Raw genomic sequence first — 24,863 nt, forward strand, 5'->3', positions numbered from 1 at the left:
ATTCCTTTCAATTTTTGTAATAAAAAAATTCCGCCCTAGAAAAGGACAGAATTTACCTGCGGTACCACCTTAATTGGTTTATATTAACCCACTTAAAAGCTTATAACGCAGCAAACCGTATCAATTACTAATTTCATATCAAGCTTCATCGGTGAATATATTTAGCCGTAACTTTAAGGGCTTCCATCATTCCCTCTTTCTGGTAAAGAATAGCTAAAGTTTTTTCCGAATCATAAGCTAAGATTATTCATCAAAATGCTAGCTGCAATAGCTGCATTTAAGGACTCTATTTGTCCTTTCATAGGAATTTTCACATATATATCTGTCATTGATCTTATGGTTTGAGATAAACCATTTGCTTCATTTCCTATTGCAAGGATAATATCATCCTCTATCTTACAATTATTAATATCATACCCGCTCATGTCGGCTGCTACCAATTTGTAAGATTTTTTTAACAAATCTATATCTTCATAGCTAATTTGTTTTATATTTAATCTAAAAATGGAGCCCATTGAGGCTCTTAAAGTTTTTTCGTTATATATATCAACAGTATTCGGGGCAAGCAAAATATCATCAAATCCAAAGGCTTCTGCAGAACGGATTATAGTTCCCATATTGCCTGGATCATTTAATCCATCTAATAGTAAAACTCTTTTTGATGAAATTTCTTTTTCCTTTTTCTTTTTAACTACTGCTGCAAATCCATCTGGGGATTTAAGGCTTGATAGTTTTTTAAAAAGGCTGTCATCAAATATTATTTTTTCAAGATTGCATTTATAATCCTTATTAGCTTCTGATAAAAAAATAAAATCTACATCAGCAGAAGAGATGGCCTCTTCTACTAACTTTTTAGATTCTATAATAAATTTATCTTCTATATCCCTATACTTTTTATTTTTAAGTTTTGATATATATTTAAATTTTTGGTTGGATGTAGAGTTTATAACCATTAAGCGTTTTGGCTAGCTAATTCTACGATTTTGCTAAATTCTGCTGGATTTTCTACAGCGATTTCTGCAAGCATTTTTCTGTTGATATCAATGTTTGCTTTTTTAAGATTACCCATAAGTTTTGAGTATGTTGTACCATTAAGTCTTGCTGCAGCATTGATTCTTGCAATCCAAAGTTTTCTGAAATCTCTTTTTCTTTGTTTACGTCCAATGTAAGCATAGTTTAAAGATTTCATTACAGCTTGGTTAGCTGTTTTATATAGAAGGCTTTTTGAACCGTAGTATCCTTTTGCTTGTCTTAATACTTTTTTGTGTTTTTTCTTAGCGTTGATTGCTCTTTTTACTCTTGCCATTTTCTATTTGCCTCCTAATTACATTCCTAATAATTGTTTAACATTTCTTTCATCAGCTTTAGAAACTACTGTTGATTTTCTAAGATTTCTTTTTCTAGCTGGTGATTTTTTTGCTGTTAAGTGACCTTTGTATGCTTTTCTTCTTACGACTTTTCCACTGCCTGTTACTTTAAATCTTTTTGCAGCAGCTCTTCTTGTTTTATTTTTATTTGCCATTTTCTTCTCCTTTTGGTTCTAGAAACATTACTAGGGATCTACCTTCCATTTTTGGTTTTTTATCAACCACAGCGCTATCTCCTAGCATCTCTTTAAATTTATCCATCAATTCATAACCTGGTTCTTTACGGCCAAGTTCACGACCTCTAAATCTTATAGAAACTTTTACCTTATCCCCGTTGTTTAAGAACTTAATGGTTTGATTTGCCTTAGTTTGTAAATCATTGTCTTCAATATTTAAGGAAAATCTTGTCTCTTTTAATTGAGCATTTTTTTGTTTTTTCTTATTTTCTTTTTCCTTTTTTTCTTGATCGTATTTAAACTTTCCATAATCCATGATTCTTGTAACAGGTGGTTTTGCATTTGGACTCATCAAAACTAAATCTAGTTTTGCATCATCAGCACGATTTTGTGCATCTCTTAGGCTTGTAATACCAACTTGGTTACCATTTTCATCGATTAATCTTACTTGGTCAGCTCTAATTTCATCATTTATTCTTAAATCTTTTATAGTTATACCTCCAATGTATAATTACATAAAAAAAGCGGGCACAAAGTACCCGTTCCAATTTTTAAATCTCGTCTTTAAAAATTATTTACCTACAAATTTATATCGGCAGGTGAGTATCTGGGTACTTCTTTGTTGTCTATGTCGTATATAATACTAGCTTTATTTGATTTTGTCAAATATTTTATTCAATTATTTTTAGATATCCTACAGAATAGGCCTTGCTACCGGCATGAGCGGATATTGCAGAGCCAAATTGGCTTGTTAGTGCAGATTCAGCGTTTTCTTCTATATCTTCTAGTCTATTTTTTATATCTTTAAGTAAGCTTCTTTCTGTTCCAGATATATAGGTCATATAGTATTTTTTTACATTTGCTAAATCTTCTCTGATTTTTTCTTCTATGATGTCGCAGGATTTTTCTTTTTTGACCTTTAATTTTATTAGATCAAAATCTCCCTGCCCATCTAGTGATAAAACAGGTTTGAAGTTTAATATTGAAGATGCTCTTTTGGCTACTTTTCCAAGTCGACCTCCAGCTTTTAAATACTTAAGAGTATCAAACCAAACATAAGCTTTTTGATTACCTACATTTTTGTTAAGTTTTTCTACTATCTTTTCAAAAGTAAATCCTTCTTTTATCAAATCATTGGCATAAATTACTATAAGACCTTCAAGCAAGGTTACTGACCCACTATTTACCATTGCTATTTCTAATCCATGCTTTTCTGCTAGCTCAGCATTTGAAAAAGTAGATGATAATTTTGGATTAAGTCCCACATAAATTGCTTTCTTGAATCCATCATTAGCAACTTTTTTAAAAACTTCGCTAAAATCTGCTGGCGATGGCGATGTAGTTTTTGCAGTAAACTTAGAATTTTCATTATTTTTCTTATTTAAGTCAGCTGGGTTTATAGCAACTCTATCTTCGTAAAATTGATCATCTATTACTACATATAAGTTAGCTACATATATATTATTTTCTTTTATAAACTCTTCTGACAGGTCAGCTCCAGAATCAGTGATTAGGGCTATTTTTTCCATAAAATCTCCTTTATGTATAAAATATATTGTATTTAAATTATGATATTTATCTGCAAATAAAAATACTCATGGCCGAGGCCATGAATATCTAAAAATATATTTATCTTCGTTTTTTATTACTAACAATTTATCAGATTTTTATATCGACTTTTTATTATTATACTAACTTTTATAAATTGCTGTCAATTAATAATTAATACAATTTTATATATAATAGTTAATTTATATTTTAATCTAATTTGAAAAATCCAAAACCAAAGAGACCCGGTCCCGTATTTGCCCCAAGCGTTGGGGAAATTTGGATTTCAAAATTTCTTTTTGCTCCAGCTATGATATCAGAAAATAATTCTTCTAATTTCTCTATTCCTCCTTCATAACCACCATGACCAATATAAAAGTAATAGTCTTTTACATTTTCAAGCTCTTTTTCTGCTATTTTTCTAAATTCATTTAAAACTTTTTTCTCTCCCCTAGTTATTTTAAAAAGTTTAAAAATACTTTCCTCTGGATTGATGGTTATAATTGGTTTAACTGATAAGGCATCACCAATCTTTCCAAAAGACCTTGGTACTCGCCCTCCAGCTACTAGATATTTAAAGGTATCTAGAGCAAAAAAAACTTTTGAATCATCCTTTTTAGCATTTAATTTTTCAATTATTTCATCAAATCCATATCCGTCATCCACTAACTCTTTTGCATAGATAGCAAAAATACCTTCTGATAAAGTAAGATTTCCACTATCAAAAACGTAGGTCTTAAGCCCATCTATATTTATCATATTAAATAAGTTGTAAGTTGATGAAAAATGGGCACCAATACTAACGGCAATTACTTTTTCATAACCGTCATTTTTAATTTGTTCTAATATATCATGAAGTTCCCCAGGTGAAGCTGTACTGGTTTTTGGAATAGAGTCACTATCTCTCATCCAATCATAAAATTCATCTGGACTTATTTCTATTCTATCTTTATAATACTTGCTATCCAAATTTACATATAAAGGCAAAAGATATATTCCCATCTCTTCTGCAAGCTTTGTATCGATATCGGATGCAGTATCTGCTAATATTGCTATCTTTTCCATAATACTCCTTAAGTTCAATAACTATATCATATTATTTCTAGTTATCTGTGTCTATAACAAATTTTTGATTTTCCTTAGTTATCTCCCTAACATCCGTGTTTTCATAAGAAAAATCTCCTTTAAATTTCTTGCTAATTTCAAAATTGTCAGCAAAATGCATTGGGAAAAATATTTGAGGTTCTACTTCTTTTATAAAGATATCCCCACCCTTGTAATAATTTTCATCAAGTCTTGGATCTACTGGAAAAAATGCAATATCTACTGGTTCTTTTTTTATTTTTTCTACTTCTACCATAAAGTCATCATATTCTTTTTGCATTGTTTCAGTATCATTTTTCGGCCAAGCCCAATAATTTAGATCACCAGCATGGAAGATAGTCATATCATCAACATAAAGCAAAATTGAAATTCCCTTATCTGTTGATCCAAAAGTTTTAATCCTTAAATTTTGACCATTGTTAAGTTTTATATTATAAGTATTATTTTTATTTACAAATTGTACATTTTTTGAATTGTAAAGGCTCTTTAGCTGATCCATAGAAAGCTTATTGTCTCTAATATATATAATATTTTCATTGGATGGCAATTTGCCAATATCTGAGCTTAGTATATAAGTCTTATCTTCCATCTCAGGTACTTTTAATATTTCTGATGTGTAGTGGTCGCTATGTGCGTGGGTTGATATAAATACCACTTGTTTATTTTCAGGAATGTCTAAAAGACCCTTGTAATAATCAAAAATAATAAATAAATCTTTAGTCTCTACTGTATAGCAAGAGTGGTAAACATAAGTAATTATAATTCCATCTTTCATAATATTCTCCATTCTTTAAAAACTTATACCCATAAAGATAGTAATGTTCGAGTATAATGAAAAAAAGGAAGTGATTTTTATGAAAAAAGAAGTAAAAACAAACGCCATGCGCGCATTAGACAATCTAAATATAGCTTACGAACATATAGATTATGGTTTTGAAGGTGAATTTAAATCTACAATTGACCTAACAGAAGAAACACACCAAGACATAAGCGTGGTGTATAAAACTCTTGCCACAGTATCTAATACAAATGATATTTTTATCTTTGTAATCCCAGGTGCTGAAAATATTGACTTTAAAAAAGCTAGTAAGTGTGTTGGAGTGAAATCTCTAGAAATGCTGCCTTTAAAAGATTTAAAATCCAAAATCGGTTATGAAAGAGGAGCTACAACTAGTCTTGCTATGAAAAAAGATTATGATGTTGTAATTGATGAGAGTGCAAAAGACCACGAATTTATAAAAGTATCTGCTGGCAAAGTTGGCCATAGCATAAAACTTAAAGCAGAAGACTTAGCTAGAGCAAACGGTGGCCGATTTTTTGATGTAATACAAAAAAATGATTGATATTAAAAAAAATACGGATTATATAAAATTTTCTTTTAAAAATGATGAGAATAATAATAGGTTAAGACTCTTAGTTACCTTATCACCCATATTTATAGCGAGTTTCGATAATGGAAATGAAGAATTAGAATTTTTAAAAGATACAATTAAAATTTCAAATTTCCCCTACGGACTTTATCCAAATTTTTTTGAAGGATTTAATAGAGAAAAATATCTTAGTAGCTATGAAAACTTAAAAGCAAATGAGGATATAATTTTAAACCATGATGGAGTTATAGATTTTTATATTAATCCTATAGATGAAAAATACATAATGGCCCTCAAAACTTTAATCGAATCTTTAATTATAAATGAGGCATCAAATAAATATTGGACCAAGTTTTTTAAAGAAATTCGCAATGATATTGTAATAAATGGCAGAAGATCGATTCTTGCAAATGGTATCCAAGCCTTTTATCTTAACAAATATATCTTAGTTTGGATGATGGACCTATGCGATTATATAAAAGAGAATAACCCCAAAGATTATTCAAATGTAAAAGCAATATATGATCTTTCAAGCAATTTAAAAACTATTACAAATATCAATAAAAATCTCCCATCAAATTAGCTTTGGAAGATTTTTTATATAAAAAATCAGACAAGCATAAACTTGTCTGATAAAACTAAATTAGTTTAATTCTGCAGAATTTTCCCATAGACCATGGATGTTACAATAGCTTAGTGCGTAGATTGTACCTTTTTTGTCTGCTTTTATATATCCTGTTGCACATGGGATTGTGAATAAATCTTCTTCTCCATGAGCTGTAAATTCAGATGAAGCAATTTCAACTGGGAATTGTGATCCTTCAGCTTTGAAGAAAACTTTAATCCATGCAATGTGGTGTTCTAAAGTATTTGGGTGTTCGATTTCACTACCAACTGCTGCTCTGATTCTTACTTTGCCATTTTCAACGTTTTCGAAATCAATTTCTGGAACGTGTTTTTCGCTTGCCCAATCACCAGTTTGTACTGTTTCTGTTAATTTACTCATATGTACCTCCAAATTTTTTTGATAAAACATTATCTATAACAAATATATCAAGAATTTGAAATAAAATCAATGATTAAAAGTCCAAATCCTCGATATTTTTATTAAATTGTTCACCAGTCTCCATATTTTTGATAGATACTTCATTTTTGGAAGCTTCTTCTTCACCAATTATGACAGCATACTTAGCATTTACCTTATCTGCATAATTAATTTTCTTCTTAAATTTACCATCTTCTAAGAATATATCTGCTTTTTTGCCTTGTGCTTTAAGCTTGTGTAGGACATCTATAGCATAAAAATGATATTCTTTATCCATTGGTAGGATTAGATAATCAATCTTTGATGATTTTTCTTCTTCAACCAAGCCAAGTTCTTGAAGTTGATAAAATAATCTTGTAAGCCCAATAGACATTCCTACACCTGGCAAGTTTTGTTTGGTGAAGTTTCTAGCAAGATTTTCATATCTACCACCAGAGCAAACTGATCCAATTGATTCGTAACCATTTATAAATGTTTCATAAACTGTGGATGTATAATAATCAAGGCCACGTGTGATAGAAAGGTCAATTTTGATATTTTTATCATCTATTCCAAATTTGATCATGTAATCATAAACGGTTTTTAATTCTTCCAGGCCTTCTTTAAATAAATCATTATCAGCAAAACCTGCTAGATTATCTAAAATCTCAGTATTTTGATTATCTGCATTTATAAATTCTAGGGTTTTATTAGCCTTATCTTCGCCAATTATTTCTGTAAGAAGTGTCTTGGTTTTATCTATACCAATCTTATCTTTTTTATCAATAGTTCTTAAAACCTCAGTGCTATCCTCGATTTCAAGAGATTTGAAAAATCCATTTAATAATTTTCTATTATTGATATGAAAGGTAATATTTGGAAAATTTATTCTATTAAAGGCTTCAAAGATAACTCTAGCAAGCAATGCATCATTATAAATAGAAAGATCATTATGACCTATAATATCAATATCTGCTTGATAAAATTCTTTATATCTACCTTTTTGGTTACGCTCACCACGGTACACTTTGCCAATTTGATAGCGTTTAAAAGGGAAATTTAGATCTGATAAATGTTCTGAAACATATCTTGCAAGTGGAACTGTAAGATCAAAACGTAAGCTCATATCTTTTGAATCACTTGCTATTTCAAAAATTTGCTTTTCAGTTTCCCCTCCACCTTTTGCAAATAAAATTTCATTTTTTTCTATTGCAGGTGTGTCGATTGCTGAAAATCCAAAATCTTTAAATGTGTCTTCTATTGTATTTTTCATCCTGTCAAAAACTGCTTGCTCGTCAGGAAGTAACTCCATAACTCCAGCAATTGTTGAAGGTTTAATAATATCCATCTATTCTCTCCTAAGCTTTTTTACAATTATAACATAAATGATTATTAGACTAAAGTCGAGCTTTTTTCTCTATTAAAAAGTCCTATTACAAATAAAAATATAAAGGGTACTAGCCATGGAAAACCATAATCATAAAGTGGCAACCAGGCTATTAATTTCTCAAAATCAGAACCCATACTTGAACTTAGCATTGAAATGTACATGCTAAGACTTTGTATTAAGGAAATTGTTCCAGTTAATCCCAATATAATTTTACGATAAGATTTACTTAAATTATAATTTAGCAGATTTAGTATAATCATCACCAAAACTATGGGATAAATAAAGGTTAAAAGGGGCATTGTTAAGTTAATTATCCCGTCCACTCCAACCATTGACAGGATAATTGAAATTATTATTACAATAATAGCGGTGGTATTGTAGGAAATCTTGTCATCAAAAATTTTAGTAAACATATCTGAAATTGAACTTGTAAGGCCAACAGATGTTGTAAAACACGCTAAAACTATAATAGCTGCCAAAATATATTTTCCAAATGATCCTAAAATTGATCTAGCAAGGATGATTAAAAGTTGAACACGCGAATTAATATCATTGTGAGACTCTGTACTTGTTGCTCCTAAATATGTAAGGGAGAGGTAAACTAAAACTAATCCTGTCGCAGCAACTAAAATTACTTGAACCGTTTTTCTTCTAATATCATTTTCATAGCCTTTTTCTATCAAAAACTTAATCACAATTGGTGCAAAAACAATTGAAGCCAAGGCATCCATAGTGTTATAGCCTTCAACAACTGATTTTGTAAATGTATGTACCTTTGTCATTGAACTTATGGATGGATTTCCAATTGGATTGACAATTTCAGAAATGATCATAAAAAATAAAACAACTAGTAAAAGTGGTGTTAAATATTTTCCTATTAAGTCAATTAATTTATTGTCTGTCAGTATAAATATTAAAGTAAGACCAAAAAATAAAATGATAAATAAATTATAGGAAATATTTATCCCAGAAGCTATCATAACTTCCCCACTAGTAGCAGCCGTACGCGGTATTGCACCTAGTGGACCAATTACAACTGAAATAATTAATAAAACAAGATTTCCTAATTTTTCTCCACCAACTTTTGTAAATTCTTTGATATCCCCGTTTTTCTTAGCCATAGAATAAACAGCAACAGAAGCAAGTCCAACACCAGTTAATATAAACCCAATGCTTGCAATAAGCCAATTTGACCCATAAGTTCTACCTAAAAAAGGTGGAAAAATTAAATTTCCTGCTCCAAAAAATAAAGAAAATAATGCAAATCCTATAAATAAAATATCCAAAATAAAACTCCTATAATTATAAAACTATTTATAATTATACTTTTATTTTTATAATTATCTATTAATTGGAAAATAAAATAGATCCAGTATCCAAAAGTTTTGAGTTAGTAGGATACAAAAGCTTAATTCCAGACTTATTAGCTTCATTTCTTATAATATCAAAGCTATTAAGCTTTTCAATATTACCATTAAAAATCAAAGTATCATCAAAAAATCCACAAGTCCCACCTAAAAATCCATTATCAAAGCCATCAAGAGCAATGTTTTCCTCCTTTAGTAAAACAATATCAATTTTATCTTTCAAAGCCTTAAAAATCCCATAATCAGCAGTCAATACTTTATCCCTCATGGGTACAAGAGAACACCTAGTATATCCTTGTTTTATAAGATAATGTTTGATATTTTTATTTTTTAAATAAGTAGATATATTTTTTTCCGTAAATTCGTTGTGAATATAAAAATCAGTCCCCTTATAAATATTGTAAAGAGAATCATAAGGATATTTAGTTTCTACACTCTCACCAGCAATGAGATTTATATTAGTAAGCTTTCCTGATAATAAACAAATACAGACTTATCAATAACCATATTTTCACCATCGAGATTAAAAATAGACAAATCAGGATGATCAGCAATCCTAGGATCCAGATTTGGATTATCAATAGTTTCAATAAAGTTAAAATTATTCTTATGTAAAAAATCTTTGAATTCAATTGTAGATTTGTGACTAATAATAAACATAAAACTCCTCAATAAAAAAACTCTCATTAATTAAAATGAGAGTTATGTTTTGGAGGCGCCACCCAGATTTGAACTGGGGGTAAAGGTGTTGCAGACCTCTGCCTTACCACTTGGCTATGGCGCCGTACAAGCCCGTCCGGCTAGTTGAGGACCCTCCATGGAATGGTCGTGCAAAGCACGAAAGCCCATTTACCTAGTTAAGGACTATCTTCTTTTAAAAACAAAAACAACCAAGAAACGAGCAATTATTCTAGTAAAAGAACAATTAACGCCACCTGGTATTTTCGATTAAATTGATATTCTACTTTTAATAAAATATCGAGCGCCATTTGGCGCAAATTGGAGCGGATGACGAGATTCGAACTCGCGACCCTCGCCTTGGCAAGGCGATGCTCTACCACTGAGCCACATCCGCATGTACTGCTACATTATACATCTAAAATTTTATTTTGTAAAGTTTTTTTTATTTTTTCTTAATTTAAATTTGATGTTTTCTTAAATTTGAATACTAATTTATTCTAAGCTTTTTAAGATTATTTGTCAAATTCTATTCTTGCATTTCGCCTTGATTATTATACAATATATTAGATAAATATTATAAATGAATTGAGGATATTATGTTTAAATTTGAACATGTTAAATATAATGACATCATCGATATTGATGATCTGACTATCAATCTCGGTGAGGTTACTTGTATCATAGGACCCAGCGGGTCTGGCAAGTCAACTTTGCTTAGACTTATTAATAAATTAATTTCTCCAACAACAGGCATCATCAGTCTAAATGGGGAAAATATTGCAAATATGAACTCAGTTGAATATAGAAGAAAAGTTCCTATGCTTTCTCAAAGTCCTGTAAGCTTTCCAGGAAGCATTCGTGATAATCTTCTAATGGGAAGAAAATTTCAAGGAAAAAATGAAGTAAGCGATAGTGATCTTCAAAATGCCTTGGATAAAGTTAACCTTGATGAACCCCTTGATAAAAATATCGAAAATTTATCTGGTGGTGAGCAACAAAGAGTTTCTATTGCCCGTCTTATGCTTTTAGATTCTGATATTTTCTTGCTAGATGAACCTTCTTCTGCTCTTGATGATATCACAGAAGATTTTGTTATAAAATCAATGGTTGATATGGCTAAATCTCAAAATAAAACTATTATTTATGTTACACACTCAAACTCTATGGCTGAAAAATATAGCGACAGAGTTATAAAAATTGTAGATGGGATAGTTAATAATGGATAATTCTGTAATAAATTTGAGCAATAGCCAAATGCTTTTAACTTACGTTTTTGTAATACTTGCCATGATTATTACTTCTTTTAACGGACTAAATCGAAATAAAGAATTTATAATCGGTACTGTTAGAATGACCGTGCAGCTATTTATAGCTGGTTTTGTTTTAGTTTATATTTTTGACAGCTCATCTATTATTTTATCAACACTGATGATTCTTTTAATGGAATTTTTTGCAATCTTTAATATTGTTTCATCAAAAAAAGGGCAATTATCAAAAGGCTTAATCAGAGCTATAGTTATTGCCCAACTAATAGGTACAATTTTCACCCTAGTATTTTTCCTACTAATTGTAGTAAGACCAGATCCTATTTATGACCCACAATATCTAATACCACTTGGGGGAATGATTATAGGAAACTCGATGACTGGTATAAATCTTGCTCTAAATCAAATGCTAAGATCAATTGAAAATAAAAGAGTAAATATAGAAGGAGCTTTGATGCTTGGAGCCTCTCCTCGTATGGCTATGGATAATATTATTCAAGATTCATTTGATACAGCCATCACTCCAAGTCTAAATGGTATAAAAAATATGGGAATTATTACCCTACCTGGTATGATGACCGGTCAAATCTTAGGTGGAGTCTCACCTCTAATTGCTATTAGATACCAAATTGCAATTATGACTGCAATCTTAAGTTCTGTAACCATTTGCGTATTCTTCTTCTTACGTCTTGGTTACAAAAGATTCTTTAACGACCAATGCCAATTAGTGGCAAATGATAAATAAAATCACAAAAGAGCACCCAATGGTGCTCTTTTTATGTAAGTCATAGGGTTGCGAAATTCTTTGTCCTTACATTATTTATATAACCTAATTAAACAATGATTAAGTAAAATTATGGTAAAAAGAATATAAAACTTATGTAAAAAATCGCCCAATATGAGCGATTTTTTTATTGTTCACTTAAGTGAGTTGAACGAACGAATGTGAGTGAAACAATAAACCACCTGCTATGCAGGTGGAGGAATTTAGCTTTAGCTTCAAGCCAAAAAATTCTCGCTTGATATATAATTGTGATAACCACATGCACAATTAAAACAAGGAGAATTTAATGGACAAGAATAGTTTATCACACACCAAATGGAGATGTAAATATCATGTAGTGTTCGCACCAAAATACAGAAGGCAAGCAATATATGGAAAACTAAAAAAAGATATAGGTCAAATACTTAGAGAATTATGTCAACGTAAAGGAATAAATATAATAGAAGCTGAGCTTTGTGTAGATCATGTTCATATGTTGATAGAAGTACCACCAAAATATAGTATATCAGAAATAATGGGATATCTAAAAGGGAAAAGTTCATTAATAATATTTGATCGTCATGCCAATTTGAAATATAAATATGGAAACAGACATTTCTGGTGTAGAGGTTACTATGTTGATACAGTAGGACGAAATGAAAAGATGATAAAAGAATATATACAAAATCAATTAAAAGAAGATTATTATTCAGACCAAATCAGCTTAAAGGAATATTATGACCCGTTTACGGGTGAGTCAGTACCAAAGAGCAAATAAATAACTGCTTAAGCAGTAGCTGGGATAGTGTTGCATGTGGAGAATACTCGGAGCCCCAGTAGGGGCGTGCCGGTATTCGCGCCTTATAGGCGCTGTGGAAACTACCAGCTAAGCTGGTAGTTCTGATTAGTCCAGTTCCAAAGCACCGGTATATAATTGATAGTATGTGCCACGTTTTTCCATTAACTGGTCGTGGTTACCTCTTTCTATAATCCTACCTTGCTCCATAACCATGATTACATCAGCATTTTGAATTGTGGAAAGTCTGTGGGCAATGACTATAGAAGTTGCTCCTTCCATTAGTTTATCCATAGCTTTTGTAACTTTAATTTCAGTTGTAGTATCAATTGAGCTTGTAGCTTCATCTAAAATAAGCATTGGAGGATTTGCAACCGCTGCTCTAGATATAGATATTAATTGATTTTGTCCATCTGAAAGTGAAGATCCATCTCCATTAATTTCTGTTTCATATCCTTCAGGAAGTCTATTGATAAATCCATTTGCTCCAGCTCGTTTTGCGGCATCTAGGATTTCTTCGTAACTTGCATCTAATTTTCCGTATCTAATATTTTCATTAACATTTTCTGTAAATAAATTTACATCTTGGAGCACCATACCAAAAGCTTTTCTTAGATGGTCTTTTTTAATATTTCTTGTATCAATGCCATCAATTTTTATTGAACCTTCATCGATTTCATAAAATCTAGTTATTACATTTGTAATGGTTGTTTTACCAGCTCCAGTTGAACCTACAAAGGCGATTTTTTCACCTGGATTTGCATAAAATGTTACATCTTTTAAGATTTTATCTTTGCCATTGTAAGAAAAATCTACATGTTCAAAGTCAATTCTACCCTCAAGTTGTTTATAAACTCTCTTGCCATCTTCAAGCCATGTCCAAGAATAGCATCTATCTCCTGTACACTCAATAGCATTGCCATTTTCATCTATACGAGCATTTATAAGTTCGATATAACCAGTATCTTCTTCAATTGGCATATCGATTATTTCAAATATACGGCCAGCTCCAGCCATAGCAGAAAATACTGCATTTGCTTGTTGGGATATATTTGAAATAGGTGCTTGAAGTTGTCTAGCCGTTGTTAAAAATGTTGCTAAAATACCAACTGTTATATTACCATTGATTGTTAGCACAACTCCAATTACCGCAAGAATAGCATACATAATATTTATTGAGTTTACTAAAAATGGCATCATTTTTCCGGCATTTACCATAGCTTCTGCCATAGATGATCTTAGATTTTCTGATTTTTGATCAAATTCATTAATTATGTCATTTTCTTTATTAAAGACTTTTATAACTTTTTGATCAGATAGCATTTCTTCATCAAAACCATGAAGTATTGATACATTTTTTTGTGATTCTTTAAATAATCTTCCAGTCTTGCTGACAATATTTTTTAAAACTAAGACCATAATAACCAGCCCCACAAACATTACAAGAGTAAGGATTGGAGAAAGGCTAATCATAACCACAACTGTACCGATAATCATCAAAATTGATCTGATAAGAGTTGGTAATGTTGATGATAGTGACTGAGAAAGTGTGTCAGTATCATTTGTAAATCTACTCATTATTTGACCGTGTTGGTTTGTGTCAAAAAAGTTTATAGGCATCTTTTGAATCTTGATAAATAAATCATTTCTAAGATTTCTAATTGATCTTTGACCTATACGGATCATTAGTCTGTTGTAAATAAATGTTGTTACTACTGAAATTAAGTAAATAATAGCCATTTTTATTACGCCAGCTCTTAGTCCATTTATATCAGCTTTTAAAATGCTATTATCTATGATTGGTTGCATCATAGAAATACCCCAAACTTGGGTAACTGCTGATAGTATTACACATATGAAGACTACTACTAATTGCCATTTGTGATCAAATAAATAGTCAAAAAGTTTTTTTAGGGAAGCCCAGTCAAAACCTTGAGATTTTTTGTCAGTAGACATTTTAAATTCTTTTGTTTTGTTTTCTAAATTTTCTTTACTCATCTTCCCCTCCTTTTTGTTGTATATCATAAGTCATCCTATAAATTTCATTTCTTTGATAAAGCTCATCAGCAGTACCAATATCAGATATTTGGCCATTGTCCATGATTACAATCCTATCTGCATGGTCAAATGATGAAAGTCTTTGAGAAATGATAATTTGTGTCATATCCTCATCTAGTTTGTTAAATCCTTCTAGAAGATTTGCTTCTGTTTTGGTATCAACTGCACTTGTTGAGTTATCAAGGATTAATATTTTTGGTTTTTTAAGTAGTGATCTTGCTATGGTTAATCTTTGCTTTTGTCCACCCGATACTCCTGTACCACCTTGACCAAGCTCTGATTGGTATCCATCATTTCTTTCGTTGATAAATTCATCTGCTTGGGCGATTTTTGCCATTGCTACTACTTCTTCAAAACTAGCATCTGGATCTCCCCATTTTAAGTTGTCGATAATTGTTCCTGAAAATAGGGTATTTTTTTGTAAAACTATGGTTACGGCATCTCTTAAAGTTTTTAGATCATAATCTTTTATATCATGACCTCCGACTTTTAAATTACCGTCTGTAATATCATAAAGTCTTGGAATTAACTGAACAAGGGTTGATTTTGCTGAACCAGTTGGCCCTAGGATACCTATTACCTCTCCAGATTTAATGTGTAAGTTCACATTTTTTAATTGGTAAGCATCAGAATCTTCTTCGTATTTAAAGCTTACATTATCAAAATCAATAGAACCATCATCTAATGTAAGACCTTCTACTTTGTCGCTATTATCCATAGAAATTTCTCTGGTTAATACTTCTTTTACACGGGTTACTGACGGTGATGCTGCCATTAACATGGTGATTACCATTGATAAACCAATTAGGGAACCTAATAGCATCATGGCATACATATTAAATGAAACAAGGTCTCCTACTCCAAGTCTTCCATTTATAATTTCAATCCCACCAAACCAAGTTAAGGCAACAAAAGCTGCATATAAAATTGCATTGGCTGTTGGGAAAACATAAGAAATGGATCCTTCTGAGCTATCAGCTAGTTTAAACATTTCTTCATTTGCCCCGGCAAATTTTTCTATTTCATATTTTTTTCTAACAAAGGATTTTATAACTCTCATATTGTTTAAGTTTTCTTCAATAACTTGGTTTAATTTATCATATTGCTTACGAGTTTGCCTAAATTTTGGTATAGCTCTTGATGTGATGCTTAATAAAATAATTACTAATATTGGCATTAATATCAAGAATATAATTGATAATTTTGAGCTAGTATTGAAGGCAAGGATAAAGGAAACTATCGCCATTACTACTGTTTTTATAACAAATCTTGTAGTCATAAAAGTTGATTGAGATAGGGACTGCATATCTGTTGTTAACCTTGTTAAAAGTGATGGCACTCCAAAATATTCAAAATCCTCAAAGGCAAAATCTTGAATTTTTCTAAATTGTGCCTTTCTAACATTATTAGAAAGACCAGTAGATGTAAGACCTGCATTCTTTGAAGCTTTTATACCTGTAAACATACATAGCAGGGATAAAACTATAATTATAAGACCATATTTTAAAGCCTGCCTTGGATCTTTTTGATAAATTACTTCATTTAAAATAATCCCCATTACTGCAGGAATTAAAAGTTCAAAAATAGTTTCTAGTACTGTCATCAGCATAGAAATTAATCTATTTTTCTTATACTGGTTTAAATACTGCTTTAGATAGGAATAAGCATCATTAAACTCTTTTAAGCTATTCATATTACCTCCTAATTTATATTTTTTCTAAAGTTACGATTAATTGATTTAGATTTTCTTTTATCGATTGTATGCTTTCTTCTCCCAAGTCGTCATAAATTTTTTGGTTGGATAAAGATAAGGCTTCATTTATCTTTCTTACTTCATCTTCTCCTTTTTTTGTTAAAACCAAAGTTTTTATTCTTTTATCAGATGTAGACCCTTGCATAGTAATAAGGTCATTTTCTTTTAGATTTAAGATTTTACTATTTACGGTTTGCTTGGGTATTTGGAGCTTATTTACCAAATCTTTTTGGGTTAAATTATCTATCTTATCTATATGAAATAAGATGATGCTTTCAAGATTATTCAGACCAAAACTCTCTACCCTTTGTTTATTTAGACCATTAATCTTTCTAAGTAGGGAAAATATATCGAATATTTCGCATGTTTTTTCGTCCAATTTGAGACCTCCTCATAAATACTAATATAATATAGTCTATAAATGGACTTTGTCAAGTGAATTTTTGCAAATAAATTGTATAATATTATGGTTAAAAGGAGTAAAAATGATTGAATACTTAGAAAAACAAAATGTTGATAAAAATCTTATAAAACAAGTTGAAATATATAGAGAAAAAAATGGATTGTTCGATGATCCAAGAGTTAGCGAACCAGAATTCAAATACTATGGTAAGGAAGTACTAGAGCAAGCTATTTCGGCAATACTAGCTGGTAAAAATATTTTGCTAACAGGTGCAAAAGCTACAGGAAAAAACGTACTTTCATCAAATTTGGCTTATTTATTTGCTAGACCATCTTGGAATGTTTCTTTTCACGTAAATACGGACTTTAATTCCCTAATTGGATCTGATACCTTTAAGGATGGAGAAGTTGTATTTAGAAAAGGACCTATCTATGAAGCAGCTACAAAGGGTGGCTTTGCAGTACTTGATGAGATAAATATGGCAAAAAACGAAGCAATTTCTGTTTTACATGCAACCCTGGATCATAGAAGAATTATTGACCTTCCGGGTTACGAAAAAATAAATCTAGATCCAAACACCAGATTTATTGCAACCATGAACTACGGATATGTGGGCACTCGTGAGGTAAACGAAGCCCTTGCTTCAAGGTTTATGATTATAAATATGCCAAATATTACACGCGAGAACCTAGATCAATTGCTCATGGATACTTTCCCAAAACTCAAAGAAAAATATAGAAATGCATTTTTGGATATGTTTATCTCACTTCAATTTAAAAGTGAAAACAATGAAATATCTACCAAATCTGTTGACCTTCGCGGATTGATTTCTGCAATTGAAACTATGGAAGTGGGATTAAATCCATTTGATGCAATTCTTATGGGACTTGCTAATAAATCTTTCGATGAATTTGAAAGACAAATAGTAATTGATACTATAAAAACAAAAGTACCCCCAAGCATAGAAGAGAGTGTATTTAATGACTGAATCTCTTGATAAGGTCCGAGAATATAATATTATTTGGGATTTTGCAAAAAACTATAGATTTACACCTAATAAGTCCTATCCAATGGATGAACTTTATAAAAATATCATTTTGGGATATACTATCAAAACTTTTGATACAAAAATATTAAACTCTTTTTTTGCTTATCTAAATAAAGAAAATCCTTTCTATGAAGAGTTTAAATTTATAACAAATCTCTTGATAGAAGAAATAGCTTTTAAAGAGCTTAGTAAACAAAACTTAGTCATTGACGATTTGCAAAAAGAATATGCCCGTAAAAAACTACACAGATATAACTTCCACCAGCCTGATAATCTTATAGAGCAAATGGAAAAAGCATATTATGGCAAAGTTTTTAATAAACCTATTGTGGAAGGACCAGTTTTTAGGTCAATTTACGAAGCTGTTTTTAGAATCTATACTACTGATACCAATGTATTAATAGATGAGCTCAACGAAGTCTTTAAAACTTATTTCAATTTTGAAAGAGCAAAAGAAGACGAAGAGCTTTTTGAAAAAATGGTAGAAGAAAATCAGCCAAAAGAGTTTGAATCTGATGATGATAGCCCAAAAGAATATAGCGATGAAAATATAGATGAACAGTTTGGAATCGGTGCAGCGGAATTTACCGGATTAATCTACTATGAAGATAGAAAAGAAGATTTGAACAAAAACTTGATGTTTATGAATTCTTCAAATGATGACTACCACTCTTCTAGCGAATTTATAGAAGATTTTTTTGGAAAACCAATTTTACCCTTAGGTCAGATTGAAAAAATTGAAAAAGAAGTTGCAACTGGCATCCATTCCAACAAAAAACTTTACTTTACCAAGGGAGAATACACACAAAAACCAAATGCAAGATTTTATAAAGAAAATAGGCGCGAGCAATATGAAAGAAATAAACGCTATATAGAAAATAATTTTGCAATCAACCACAGAAATATAAATGAGCTTTCCCTTGCTATAAAAAATTCTTTAGCTACTTTTGAAGATTTTGTAGATGTAAGCAAGGACTACGGGATTATTGATCCTACAAAAGTATGGAGAGCTCCAGTAATACATGATTATGATGTATTTTTAAACCAAGAAAACGATGAGATTACAAAATTTAAGGTGGACTTAATCCTTGATGCATCAGCAAGCCAAATCGAACGTCAACATATTGTGGCCAATCAAGCTTATATTATTTCAAAATCAATGGATGAAGTAGGAATTCCTATTCGTGTAACAAGCTTTTCTACCCTCCGCGATCATACAATTTTTAATGTTTTCCGTGACTATAAGGAAAAGCATAAAAATACTGAAATATATAATTTTTTTGCAGCAGGATCAAACCGCGATGGACTAGCCTTTAGAACACTCCACCATCTCATCGATCCAGACGAAGATACCCGTCATATAGTAATAGTCCTTTCAGATGGAAAACCGAATGATGAAAAGGCAAATATAAATACAGTAAAACTTAAAGATAAAGACCAATACACTGGACAAATTGCAATTGATGACACAGCCTTTGAAATTAGGAATTTAAGAAATGATAATGTTTCAGTCCTTGGAGTTTTCACTGGCGAAGATGAAGATGTAGAAAATGCAAAACTCATCTATAATAGAGATTTTGTAAGAATTACAAATCTAGAAAATTTTAGTAAAATTGTTTCAATTTTTATGAAAAATCAAATATTAAACTAAAAAAGCAGCAGGATTTTTGAGCTGAACCCATAAACACGGAATAACTTAATAATATTTTAAGCGGAATGTAATCTGTAATCAACAGGGGACATTCCGTTTAATTTTGTCTTAATCCTGTCTTCGTTGTACCATTTTATATATAATTCTATTTCTTTTCTTAATTGATCATAACTTGTAAATTCTACACCATAGTACATTTCTTGTTTTAGTATACCAAAGAAGTTTTCCATCGGAGAATTGTCTAGACAATTCCCTTTTCTTGACATACTTTGTATTATATTTAGTTTTCTTAGTTTACTAGACCATGAACTATGTTGGTAATGGAATCCTTGGTCTGAGTGTATTGCTAAATTGTCTTTAGAACTAATACCTTTTATTGCTTTGTCTAACATTGAGTTGGTCAGTTTAATTGTTGGGTGATGACTTAGTGTATAGCTAATTATCTCGCTATTGTATGCATCTAGTATTGGTGATAGGTAGAGTCTATCTTCATGACCTTTAATTCTAAATTCAGTTATATCTGTTAACCATAGCCTATTAGGTCTACTGGCTTTAAAGTTACGATTAACTACGTTAGAAGCTATTTTACCTACTTGACCCTTGTATGATGAGTATTTTCTTGACCTAGTTTTAAATTTAGTACAGAGTAACCCTTCTTGTTTCATGATTCTAAGAACTCTTTTATGATTTACTATTAAGCCTTTGTTTCTTAGAACTGTACTTACTCTTCTGTAGCCATATCTACCTTTAGTTTTTTTAACTACTAATTTAATTTCTTCTTTTACTTCTTTATCTTTGTCTTCTGGATTTTCTAATTTAATTTTCCACTCATAGTATGAAGATTTAGCAAGCTTAGCTACTTTTATCCATTCACTTGCTTTTGTTTCAGGATGTTCTTTAAGAAGATGAAGTATTATCTTTGTTTTTTCCTTGCTTCTGCTTCCTCTTCTAGTAGCAAGGCTTGAAACTTTTTTTCGAATAGTATTTGCATCTTTAGATATTTATTTTCTTCTCTAAGTCTTATTAGTTCTTCTCTTTCAGACTCAACTATTGGTTTTTCGTTCTTTGATTTCTTTTTTGATTTAGACATATCTTTCTTAGGCCTTCCTCTGTTATCTTCTAATCCAGATAAACCACGTTCTCGATATGCTTTCTCCCGGTTACATATTACTGATCCATTAGTGATATCAAAGTGCTCTGCGGTTTGCCTGTATGAGATATTATTGTTTTGTCTATATTGTATTACAGATAGTTTAAATTCACTAGTGAATTTATTCTTAGTTTGTTTTTTAGCTAAGTTACCAAAGCCTCCTGAGTTATATTTGTTAATCCAATTTTCTAGAGTGCTATCAGGTATATTGTATTTGTTTGCTATTGCAGGTCGCCCACCTGTTTGACCTGATAAGTATTCTAGTACTAATTTAATTTTAAATTCTTTCGTATATTTTGGCATGAAAAAACCCCTCCATCCGTATTCCGGATTTTGGGGTTCAGCTCATTTTACCTACTGCTTATTTTTTTGTCCTTGACCTTCTTGATGAATTTTTTCTTCTATTAAATTCTCCAAGCGTATCGCCTTTTTGATTTGGTGTTTGAATATGTTTTTGTGCCTTTCTTTTCTTAAAGACCTTATGATAGATAATATTTACTAAGTTCATCACTTCTGGGATTCTTGCAATTAAAATTAAAAACCCATATACAAGAGCTGCGAGGATAATTGCTATAAATATTGCAAGTATATGTGGTAATTTGCCAGCAATTGCATTATAAATTCCGCTTGCTGTAAGTGCCATTAGGGCTGTTGCAATTGTAATTTTTATTATAGAAATAAGGGCAGTTTTAAAATTAAATGACCCAAAGTTTTCCCTAAATTTATAAATCATAAGCGCTGATCCTACAATAGTGGATACAACTGTCGAAAGTGCTAGACCATTTATACCAAAAAAGTTAACCAAAATCATATTGAATATTACATTTATAACTTGTTGTATAACTACAATTATAACAGGAGTTTTGGAATCTCCCACAGCATAAAATCCACGATCTACCACATCCGATATAGATTGGAAAATGATAAATGGAGCATAGGATGATAATAAACTTGCTACGATTATAGTATCTTCTTTCGTAAATGCATTTCTTTGGAAAACTAGCTCAATAATTGGCTGAGATAATACTGACATACCAATAGTTGCCGGTACTACTAATAATAATGTTGTAACTACTGATGAGGAAATAGATTTTTTCATGGCATTGATTTTGCCAGATTGTCCTAGTTCTGCAATCTTAGGGAAAAGAGCTGTTGTTACTGAAACTGTAATTACCCCAGTAATTAGAGTAAGCATTGTTTTTGCATAAAATAGCTTAGAAATAGCTGCCTTTCCAAAATATGCTGAAGCCATGGAGTTATCTACAATTATTGAAATCTCACCAGCTGCCGATGATACAATTACTGGTATAGCTATAATCATCAGCTGCCTTACGTATTTATTTGATAGATCAATAACCTTTTCGTGATGGTATCCAGCCTTTTTAGTTGCTCTTGGGAACAATATATATTGCAAAATATTACCCAAAAGAGCTCCTATTATTAAAAGATAAGCATTACCTGTTTTCCCAGTAGCTACGGTAAATATAATAATTATAATATTCATTATAATACCGGTAATGGCTGGATTAAAGAAATCTCCCTTAATATTTAGATAGCCCCTAAATACAGCTGAATAAAGGTATGCATATACTGCAAACATCATTATTCTGGTATAGTCAGCAGCTAGATCTAGCCAGTGGCCATCTAAGTCTGGAGAAAGTATTTTTGAAAATGGTTTTGCAAAAATAAGTCCAAATATTAGGGCAACAGTCGCAAATACCATTAAGATATTAAATATATTTGAGGTAAACTTCTCTGCAGAAGCCTCACCCTCTTCGTTTTTCGCTCTATTATAAATAGGGATGAAACCAGAAATTATACCTACTGCTACAAAGTTTGCTACTACTACCGGAAGGGTATTTGCAGTTGTATAGATGGATTTTAGTTCACCTGCCCCTATATAATTTGCCATAACTGCTTCTCTAATAAATCCAAAGACTTTTGAGATGATAGTTATGAACATAAGCATAAATGTCGTTTGACCCATAATAACCTCTCTTATTATTTCATCTATTTATTATATCTATAATAAAAATTAAATACAACTATTATTTTTAGGCAAATTAAAAGAGAGATAATCATATCTCTCTTTTATTTATATACTATTGTAATTTTGTATCATCTGGTCTGTCTTCTGCTGGGATATTGATATTATCAGCTGGTGATTTAAAGTCAGATGCTTTTGAAAATGCTTTTACAGCTTTTGAAGTTTTCTTATCTGCAATTACTACTCCAGGGCCTCCAACGCATCCACCTTGGCAAGCCATACCCTCGATAAGTTTACCATCCATACGGCCTAATTTTGCCATTTGTGCAAGTTTTACGCAGTTTGCAAGTCCTTCTGCAGCTTCTACGTCAACTTCTATACCTGGTTTTATTTCTTTTGCACGTCTTACAACTGCTTCTGCAACTCCACCGCCGTTTGCATAGTTTCTACCTGTTTCTGAAGCATCCATCATTACACCATCTACTTCTATTTCTGATGGCTCGATGCCTTTTGCAAGGAACATACCAAGTAGTTCTTCATAAGTAATTACAAAATCAATTACTTCTGCAACTTCTGGTTCTAATGCTTCTAGTTTTTTAGATATGCATGGTCCTATGAATGTAATTTCACAGTTTGGATCTCTTTTCTTAAGTTGCAAACCTGTATAAATCATTGGTGTAGATGATTCTGAGATATAATCATTAATTTCTGGGAATTTTTTTCTTACCATCATCTTCCATGAGAAGCAGCAAGATGTACCCATAAATGGAAATTCTCCAGTAGGAACTTTTTCTAGATACTCGTGAGCCTCATTCATAGTTGTAAGGTCTGCACCGAGACCAACTTCGATAACCTCATCAAATCCTAATTGCTTAATAGCTTCTCTAGTTTGCTCTGGGCTTACATCTGGACCAAATTGTCCGACAAATGATGGAGCTACTATGGCATATGTTTTCTTTTCTGATTGGATAGATTTTACTAATTGGTAAATCTCAGATTTATCAGAAATAGCCCCAAATGGACAAGTACTAATACATCTACCACAAGCTACGCAAGTTTCAGCATCAATTTCTGCACGGCCTAGCTCATCAGAGTGGATAGCATTTACACCACAGCTAGCTGCACATGGTCTTTTTTGATGAGTAATTGCATTGTAAGGGCAAGCCTCAACACACTTACCACATTTAATACATTTATCTTGGTCTATTACAGAACCTTCTCTTGTATATGTAACTGCATTTTTAGGACATACATTTACACATGGATGGCCAATACATGCCATACATTGGTCTGTAACTGTAACTTTATTTTCTGGACAGGATTGGCAAGCAATTTTAATAACACTTACTAGTGGTGGATTGTAAATTCTGTGGCTTACATCCATCTTATCAAGTCCCTCAGTAATAGCATCAGTTTTATCAGCAGTTCTAGCATCAAGACCTATTCCCATCCTTAGTCTTTCACCCATTACTGCTCTATCTAAGAAGATACTTTCTCTATATTGAGCTTCTTCGCCTGGTAATATATCATATACTTCAAGGCCTATATCCGTGATTGGCCTATTTTCATAAGCAATTTTTGCTATATGTTCAAAGGCCATTCTTCTTATGTTTAATATGTCTATGTATGTTTCTTTCATTAATTGGCCCCTTCTTTTGGTGTATGTGCGTTAAAGATATGCTCCATTAATTCTTCTGGCCTAACTTTTTCTAAATATGTATCATCTACTTTTGCTAGTGGAGCGCTATTGTCTGGATCTTCTATATCATCCATTATGTTTGTAAACTCTACTTCTATTTCTGGTTTTCTGTCAATTTTATCAAAAGAATAAGCTTTAAGTAAATCAGCTTTTACTTCTTCAACTGAGTCTAGTAGAAACTCATTGCCTGCTGCGGTGCATCTTGCACACGAACAAATAACAACTTTCATGTTACCTCCTTAGTAGTTATATTTAAATTATAA

The 24,863-nt window shown here is 31.3% G+C and carries 27 protein-coding genes and 2 tRNA genes; 7 read left to right on the forward strand and 22 right to left on the reverse strand.

All coding sequences use genetic code 11. The annotated features are described in order from the left end of the window. Positions 1-230: 230 nt before the first annotated feature. The 7 genes from ACKRLN_RS05610 to ACKRLN_RS05640 all read right to left on the reverse strand — a co-directional run bounded on the left by ACKRLN_RS05610 (position 231) and on the right by ACKRLN_RS05640 (position 4,970). Positions 231-953: a TrmH family RNA methyltransferase gene (locus ACKRLN_RS05610; RefSeq protein WP_416334535.1), complete on the reverse strand. Its 723-nt coding sequence runs from the start codon at positions 951-953 to the stop codon at positions 231-233. After that, positions 953-1,306: a 50S ribosomal protein L20 gene (gene rplT / locus ACKRLN_RS05615; protein ID WP_203128276.1), complete on the reverse strand. Its 354-nt coding sequence runs from the start codon at positions 1,304-1,306 to the stop codon at positions 953-955. Before rplT ends, ACKRLN_RS05610 begins: the two co-directional genes overlap by 1 nt. 18 nt (positions 1,307-1,324) lie before the next feature. Then, the gene (gene rpmI, locus ACKRLN_RS05620) at positions 1,325-1,522 is read right to left on the reverse strand and encodes a 50S ribosomal protein L35 (RefSeq protein WP_203128278.1); all 198 of its coding nucleotides are present in this window, start codon (positions 1,520-1,522) and stop codon (positions 1,325-1,327) included. Continuing rightward, positions 1,512-2,048, reverse strand: coding sequence for a translation initiation factor IF-3 (gene infC / locus ACKRLN_RS05625; RefSeq protein ID WP_416335382.1), 537 nt, complete (start codon positions 2,046-2,048; stop codon positions 1,512-1,514). The genes rpmI and infC overlap by 11 nt, the downstream gene beginning before the upstream one ends. Before the next feature lie 166 nt (positions 2,049-2,214). Beyond that, positions 2,215-3,072, reverse strand: a complete 858-nt coding sequence (locus ACKRLN_RS05630) for a DegV family protein (protein WP_416334536.1) — start codon at positions 3,070-3,072, stop codon at positions 2,215-2,217. A gap of 229 nt (positions 3,073-3,301) precedes the next feature. Further along, positions 3,302-4,156: a DegV family protein gene (locus ACKRLN_RS05635; protein WP_416334537.1), complete on the reverse strand. Its 855-nt coding sequence runs from the start codon at positions 4,154-4,156 to the stop codon at positions 3,302-3,304. Positions 4,157-4,193: 37 nt separating this feature from the next. Next, on the reverse strand, positions 4,194-4,970 hold the full coding sequence (locus ACKRLN_RS05640; RefSeq protein WP_416334538.1) for an MBL fold metallo-hydrolase: 777 nt from the start codon (positions 4,968-4,970) through the stop codon (positions 4,194-4,196). Positions 4,971-5,049: 79 nt separating this feature from the next. Here ACKRLN_RS05640 and ACKRLN_RS05645 point away from each other — a divergent pair, with 79 nt between their 5' ends. Together ACKRLN_RS05645 and ACKRLN_RS05650 are read left to right on the forward strand one after the other, a co-directional pair. Beyond that, a complete protein-coding gene (locus ACKRLN_RS05645; RefSeq protein WP_416334539.1) occupies positions 5,050-5,538 on the forward strand; it encodes an aminoacyl-tRNA deacylase in 489 nt (162 codons plus the stop codon). Continuing rightward, positions 5,531-6,148, forward strand: coding sequence for a hypothetical protein (locus ACKRLN_RS05650; RefSeq protein ID WP_416334540.1), 618 nt, complete (start codon positions 5,531-5,533; stop codon positions 6,146-6,148). Before ACKRLN_RS05645 ends, ACKRLN_RS05650 begins: the two co-directional genes overlap by 8 nt. A gap of 60 nt (positions 6,149-6,208) precedes the next feature. Here ACKRLN_RS05650 and ACKRLN_RS05655 read toward each other — a convergent pair whose 3' ends face one another. The 7 genes from ACKRLN_RS05655 to ACKRLN_RS05685 all read right to left on the reverse strand — a co-directional run bounded on the left by ACKRLN_RS05655 (position 6,209) and on the right by ACKRLN_RS05685 (position 10,421). Beyond that, a complete protein-coding gene (locus tag ACKRLN_RS05655; protein ID WP_416334541.1) occupies positions 6,209-6,571 on the reverse strand; it encodes a class II SORL domain-containing protein in 363 nt (120 codons plus the stop codon). A 73-nt stretch (positions 6,572-6,644) separates the two neighbouring features. Further along, positions 6,645-7,937, reverse strand: coding sequence for a histidine--tRNA ligase (hisS, locus tag ACKRLN_RS05660; RefSeq protein ID WP_416334542.1), 1,293 nt, complete (start codon positions 7,935-7,937; stop codon positions 6,645-6,647). A gap of 44 nt (positions 7,938-7,981) precedes the next feature. Then, on the reverse strand, positions 7,982-9,265 hold the full coding sequence (gene brnQ / locus ACKRLN_RS05665; protein WP_416334543.1) for a branched-chain amino acid transport system II carrier protein: 1,284 nt from the start codon (positions 9,263-9,265) through the stop codon (positions 7,982-7,984). Between the two features lie 61 nt (positions 9,266-9,326). Beyond that, positions 9,327-9,833, reverse strand: coding sequence for a DUF6873 family GME fold protein (locus ACKRLN_RS05670; RefSeq protein WP_416335383.1), 507 nt, complete (start codon positions 9,831-9,833; stop codon positions 9,327-9,329). Further along, entirely contained in the window at positions 9,800-10,006 is a 207-nt protein-coding gene (locus tag ACKRLN_RS05675; RefSeq protein ID WP_416334544.1) for a DUF6873 family GME fold protein, read from the reverse strand. Before ACKRLN_RS05675 ends, ACKRLN_RS05670 begins: the two co-directional genes overlap by 34 nt. 50 nt (positions 10,007-10,056) lie before the next feature. After that, positions 10,057-10,130, reverse strand: a tRNA-Cys gene (locus ACKRLN_RS05680). 216 nt (positions 10,131-10,346) lie between these two features. Beyond that, positions 10,347-10,421: transfer RNA gene (locus ACKRLN_RS05685), tRNA-Gly, on the reverse strand. 202 nt (positions 10,422-10,623) lie between these two features. On the opposite strand from ACKRLN_RS05685, the gene ACKRLN_RS05690 reads away from it, so the two are divergent. The 3 genes from ACKRLN_RS05690 to tnpA all read left to right on the forward strand — a co-directional run bounded on the left by ACKRLN_RS05690 (position 10,624) and on the right by tnpA (position 12,833). Beyond that, complete coding sequence (locus tag ACKRLN_RS05690; protein ID WP_416334545.1) at positions 10,624-11,253, forward strand: ATP-binding cassette domain-containing protein; 630 nt, start codon at positions 10,624-10,626, stop codon at positions 11,251-11,253. Then, positions 11,246-12,037, forward strand: coding sequence for an ABC transporter permease (locus ACKRLN_RS05695; RefSeq protein ID WP_416334546.1), 792 nt, complete (start codon positions 11,246-11,248; stop codon positions 12,035-12,037). Before ACKRLN_RS05690 ends, ACKRLN_RS05695 begins: the two co-directional genes overlap by 8 nt. Positions 12,038-12,362: 325 nt before the next feature. Beyond that, positions 12,363-12,833 carry an IS200/IS605 family transposase gene (tnpA, locus tag ACKRLN_RS05700; RefSeq protein WP_416334547.1) on the forward strand — a complete coding sequence of 157 codons (471 nt, stop codon included), beginning with the start codon at positions 12,363-12,365 and terminating at the stop codon, positions 12,831-12,833. Positions 12,834-12,959: 126 nt separating this feature from the next. Here the strand turns inward: tnpA and ACKRLN_RS05705 are convergent, their stop codons facing one another. Genes ACKRLN_RS05705 through ACKRLN_RS05715 form a run of 3 tightly spaced genes read right to left on the reverse strand, consistent with a single transcriptional unit; the run spans position 12,960 to position 17,041 of the window. Continuing rightward, positions 12,960-14,849, reverse strand: coding sequence for an ABC transporter ATP-binding protein (locus ACKRLN_RS05705; RefSeq protein ID WP_416334548.1), 1,890 nt, complete (start codon positions 14,847-14,849; stop codon positions 12,960-12,962). Continuing rightward, positions 14,842-16,602, reverse strand: a complete 1,761-nt coding sequence (locus ACKRLN_RS05710) for an ABC transporter ATP-binding protein (protein ID WP_416334549.1) — start codon at positions 16,600-16,602, stop codon at positions 14,842-14,844. Before ACKRLN_RS05710 ends, ACKRLN_RS05705 begins: the two co-directional genes overlap by 8 nt. 13 nt (positions 16,603-16,615) lie before the next feature. Further along, positions 16,616-17,041 carry a MarR family winged helix-turn-helix transcriptional regulator gene (locus tag ACKRLN_RS05715; protein WP_416334550.1) on the reverse strand — a complete coding sequence of 142 codons (426 nt, stop codon included), beginning with the start codon at positions 17,039-17,041 and terminating at the stop codon, positions 16,616-16,618. 106 nt (positions 17,042-17,147) lie between these two features. Between ACKRLN_RS05715 and ACKRLN_RS05720 the strand changes: the two genes are divergently transcribed. Together ACKRLN_RS05720 and ACKRLN_RS05725 are read left to right on the forward strand one after the other, a co-directional pair. Beyond that, complete coding sequence (locus ACKRLN_RS05720) at positions 17,148-18,053, forward strand: AAA family ATPase (protein WP_416334551.1); 906 nt, start codon at positions 17,148-17,150, stop codon at positions 18,051-18,053. Next, entirely contained in the window at positions 18,046-19,764 is a 1,719-nt protein-coding gene (locus ACKRLN_RS05725; protein WP_416334552.1) for a hypothetical protein, read from the forward strand. Before ACKRLN_RS05720 ends, ACKRLN_RS05725 begins: the two co-directional genes overlap by 8 nt. A gap of 56 nt (positions 19,765-19,820) precedes the next feature. Here the strand turns inward: ACKRLN_RS05725 and ACKRLN_RS05730 are convergent, their stop codons facing one another. From ACKRLN_RS05730 to ACKRLN_RS05750, 5 genes are all read right to left on the reverse strand, one after another. Next, positions 19,821-20,765, reverse strand: coding sequence for an IS3 family transposase (locus ACKRLN_RS05730; RefSeq protein WP_416335384.1), 945 nt, complete (start codon positions 20,763-20,765; stop codon positions 19,821-19,823). Next, positions 20,678-21,217, reverse strand: coding sequence for a transposase (locus tag ACKRLN_RS05735; protein WP_416334553.1), 540 nt, complete (start codon positions 21,215-21,217; stop codon positions 20,678-20,680). Before ACKRLN_RS05735 ends, ACKRLN_RS05730 begins: the two co-directional genes overlap by 88 nt. 58 nt (positions 21,218-21,275) lie before the next feature. Beyond that, positions 21,276-22,901, reverse strand: coding sequence for a murein biosynthesis integral membrane protein MurJ (gene murJ, locus ACKRLN_RS05740; RefSeq protein ID WP_416334554.1), 1,626 nt, complete (start codon positions 22,899-22,901; stop codon positions 21,276-21,278). 115 nt (positions 22,902-23,016) lie between these two features. After that, on the reverse strand, positions 23,017-24,540 hold the full coding sequence (locus ACKRLN_RS05745; RefSeq protein ID WP_203128445.1) for a 4Fe-4S dicluster domain-containing protein: 1,524 nt from the start codon (positions 24,538-24,540) through the stop codon (positions 23,017-23,019). After that, positions 24,540-24,830, reverse strand: coding sequence for a hypothetical protein (locus ACKRLN_RS05750; protein WP_416334555.1), 291 nt, complete (start codon positions 24,828-24,830; stop codon positions 24,540-24,542). Before ACKRLN_RS05750 ends, ACKRLN_RS05745 begins: the two co-directional genes overlap by 1 nt. Between the last annotated feature and the right edge of the window lie 33 nt (positions 24,831-24,863).

The sequence above is a fragment of the Anaerococcus sp. AH8042_DFU013_CI05 genome (genome assembly GCF_047936775.1).
Lineage (GTDB): Bacteria > Bacillota > Clostridia > Tissierellales > Peptoniphilaceae > Anaerococcus.

Excerpts from the sequence above, each read along its gene's own strand:
- ACKRLN_RS05630 (WP_416334536.1), bottom strand. The coding sequence starts at position 3,072 with ATGGAAAAAATAGCCCTAATCACTGATTCTGGAGCTGACCTGTCAGAA.
- ACKRLN_RS05640 (WP_416334538.1), bottom strand. The coding sequence starts at position 4,970 with ATGAAAGATGGAATTATAATTACTTATGTTTACCACTCTTGCTATACA.
- ACKRLN_RS05745 (WP_203128445.1), bottom strand. The coding sequence starts at position 24,540 with ATGAAAGAAACATACATAGACATATTAAACATAAGAAGAATGGCCTTT.
- ACKRLN_RS05720 (WP_416334551.1), top strand. The coding sequence starts at position 17,148 with ATGATTGAATACTTAGAAAAACAAAATGTTGATAAAAATCTTATAAAA.
- ACKRLN_RS05710 (WP_416334549.1), bottom strand. The coding sequence starts at position 16,602 with ATGAATAGCTTAAAAGAGTTTAATGATGCTTATTCCTATCTAAAGCAG.
- ACKRLN_RS05750 (WP_416334555.1), bottom strand. The coding sequence starts at position 24,830 with ATGAAAGTTGTTATTTGTTCGTGTGCAAGATGCACCGCAGCAGGCAAT.
- ACKRLN_RS05650 (WP_416334540.1), top strand. The coding sequence starts at position 5,531 with ATGATTGATATTAAAAAAAATACGGATTATATAAAATTTTCTTTTAAA.
- ACKRLN_RS05610 (WP_416334535.1), bottom strand. The coding sequence starts at position 953 with ATGGTTATAAACTCTACATCCAACCAAAAATTTAAATATATATCAAAA.
- ACKRLN_RS05690 (WP_416334545.1), top strand. The coding sequence starts at position 10,624 with ATGTTTAAATTTGAACATGTTAAATATAATGACATCATCGATATTGAT.
- rpmI (WP_203128278.1), bottom strand. The coding sequence starts at position 1,522 with ATGGCAAATAAAAATAAAACAAGAAGAGCTGCTGCAAAAAGATTTAAA.
- murJ (WP_416334554.1), bottom strand. The coding sequence starts at position 22,901 with ATGGGTCAAACGACATTTATGCTTATGTTCATAACTATCATCTCAAAA.
- ACKRLN_RS05705 (WP_416334548.1), bottom strand. The coding sequence starts at position 14,849 with ATGAGTAAAGAAAATTTAGAAAACAAAACAAAAGAATTTAAAATGTCT.
- ACKRLN_RS05655 (WP_416334541.1), bottom strand. The coding sequence starts at position 6,571 with ATGAGTAAATTAACAGAAACAGTACAAACTGGTGATTGGGCAAGCGAA.
- rplT (WP_203128276.1), bottom strand. The coding sequence starts at position 1,306 with ATGGCAAGAGTAAAAAGAGCAATCAACGCTAAGAAAAAACACAAAAAA.
- ACKRLN_RS05675 (WP_416334544.1), bottom strand. The coding sequence starts at position 10,006 with ATGTTTATTATTAGTCACAAATCTACAATTGAATTCAAAGATTTTTTA.
- ACKRLN_RS05645 (WP_416334539.1), top strand. The coding sequence starts at position 5,050 with ATGAAAAAAGAAGTAAAAACAAACGCCATGCGCGCATTAGACAATCTA.
- ACKRLN_RS05725 (WP_416334552.1), top strand. The coding sequence starts at position 18,046 with ATGACTGAATCTCTTGATAAGGTCCGAGAATATAATATTATTTGGGAT.
- hisS (WP_416334542.1), bottom strand. The coding sequence starts at position 7,937 with ATGGATATTATTAAACCTTCAACAATTGCTGGAGTTATGGAGTTACTT.
- ACKRLN_RS05735 (WP_416334553.1), bottom strand. The coding sequence starts at position 21,217 with ATGCCAAAATATACGAAAGAATTTAAAATTAAATTAGTACTAGAATAC.
- ACKRLN_RS05695 (WP_416334546.1), top strand. The coding sequence starts at position 11,246 with ATGGATAATTCTGTAATAAATTTGAGCAATAGCCAAATGCTTTTAACT.
- tnpA (WP_416334547.1), top strand. The coding sequence starts at position 12,363 with ATGGACAAGAATAGTTTATCACACACCAAATGGAGATGTAAATATCAT.
- ACKRLN_RS05635 (WP_416334537.1), bottom strand. The coding sequence starts at position 4,156 with ATGGAAAAGATAGCAATATTAGCAGATACTGCATCCGATATCGATACA.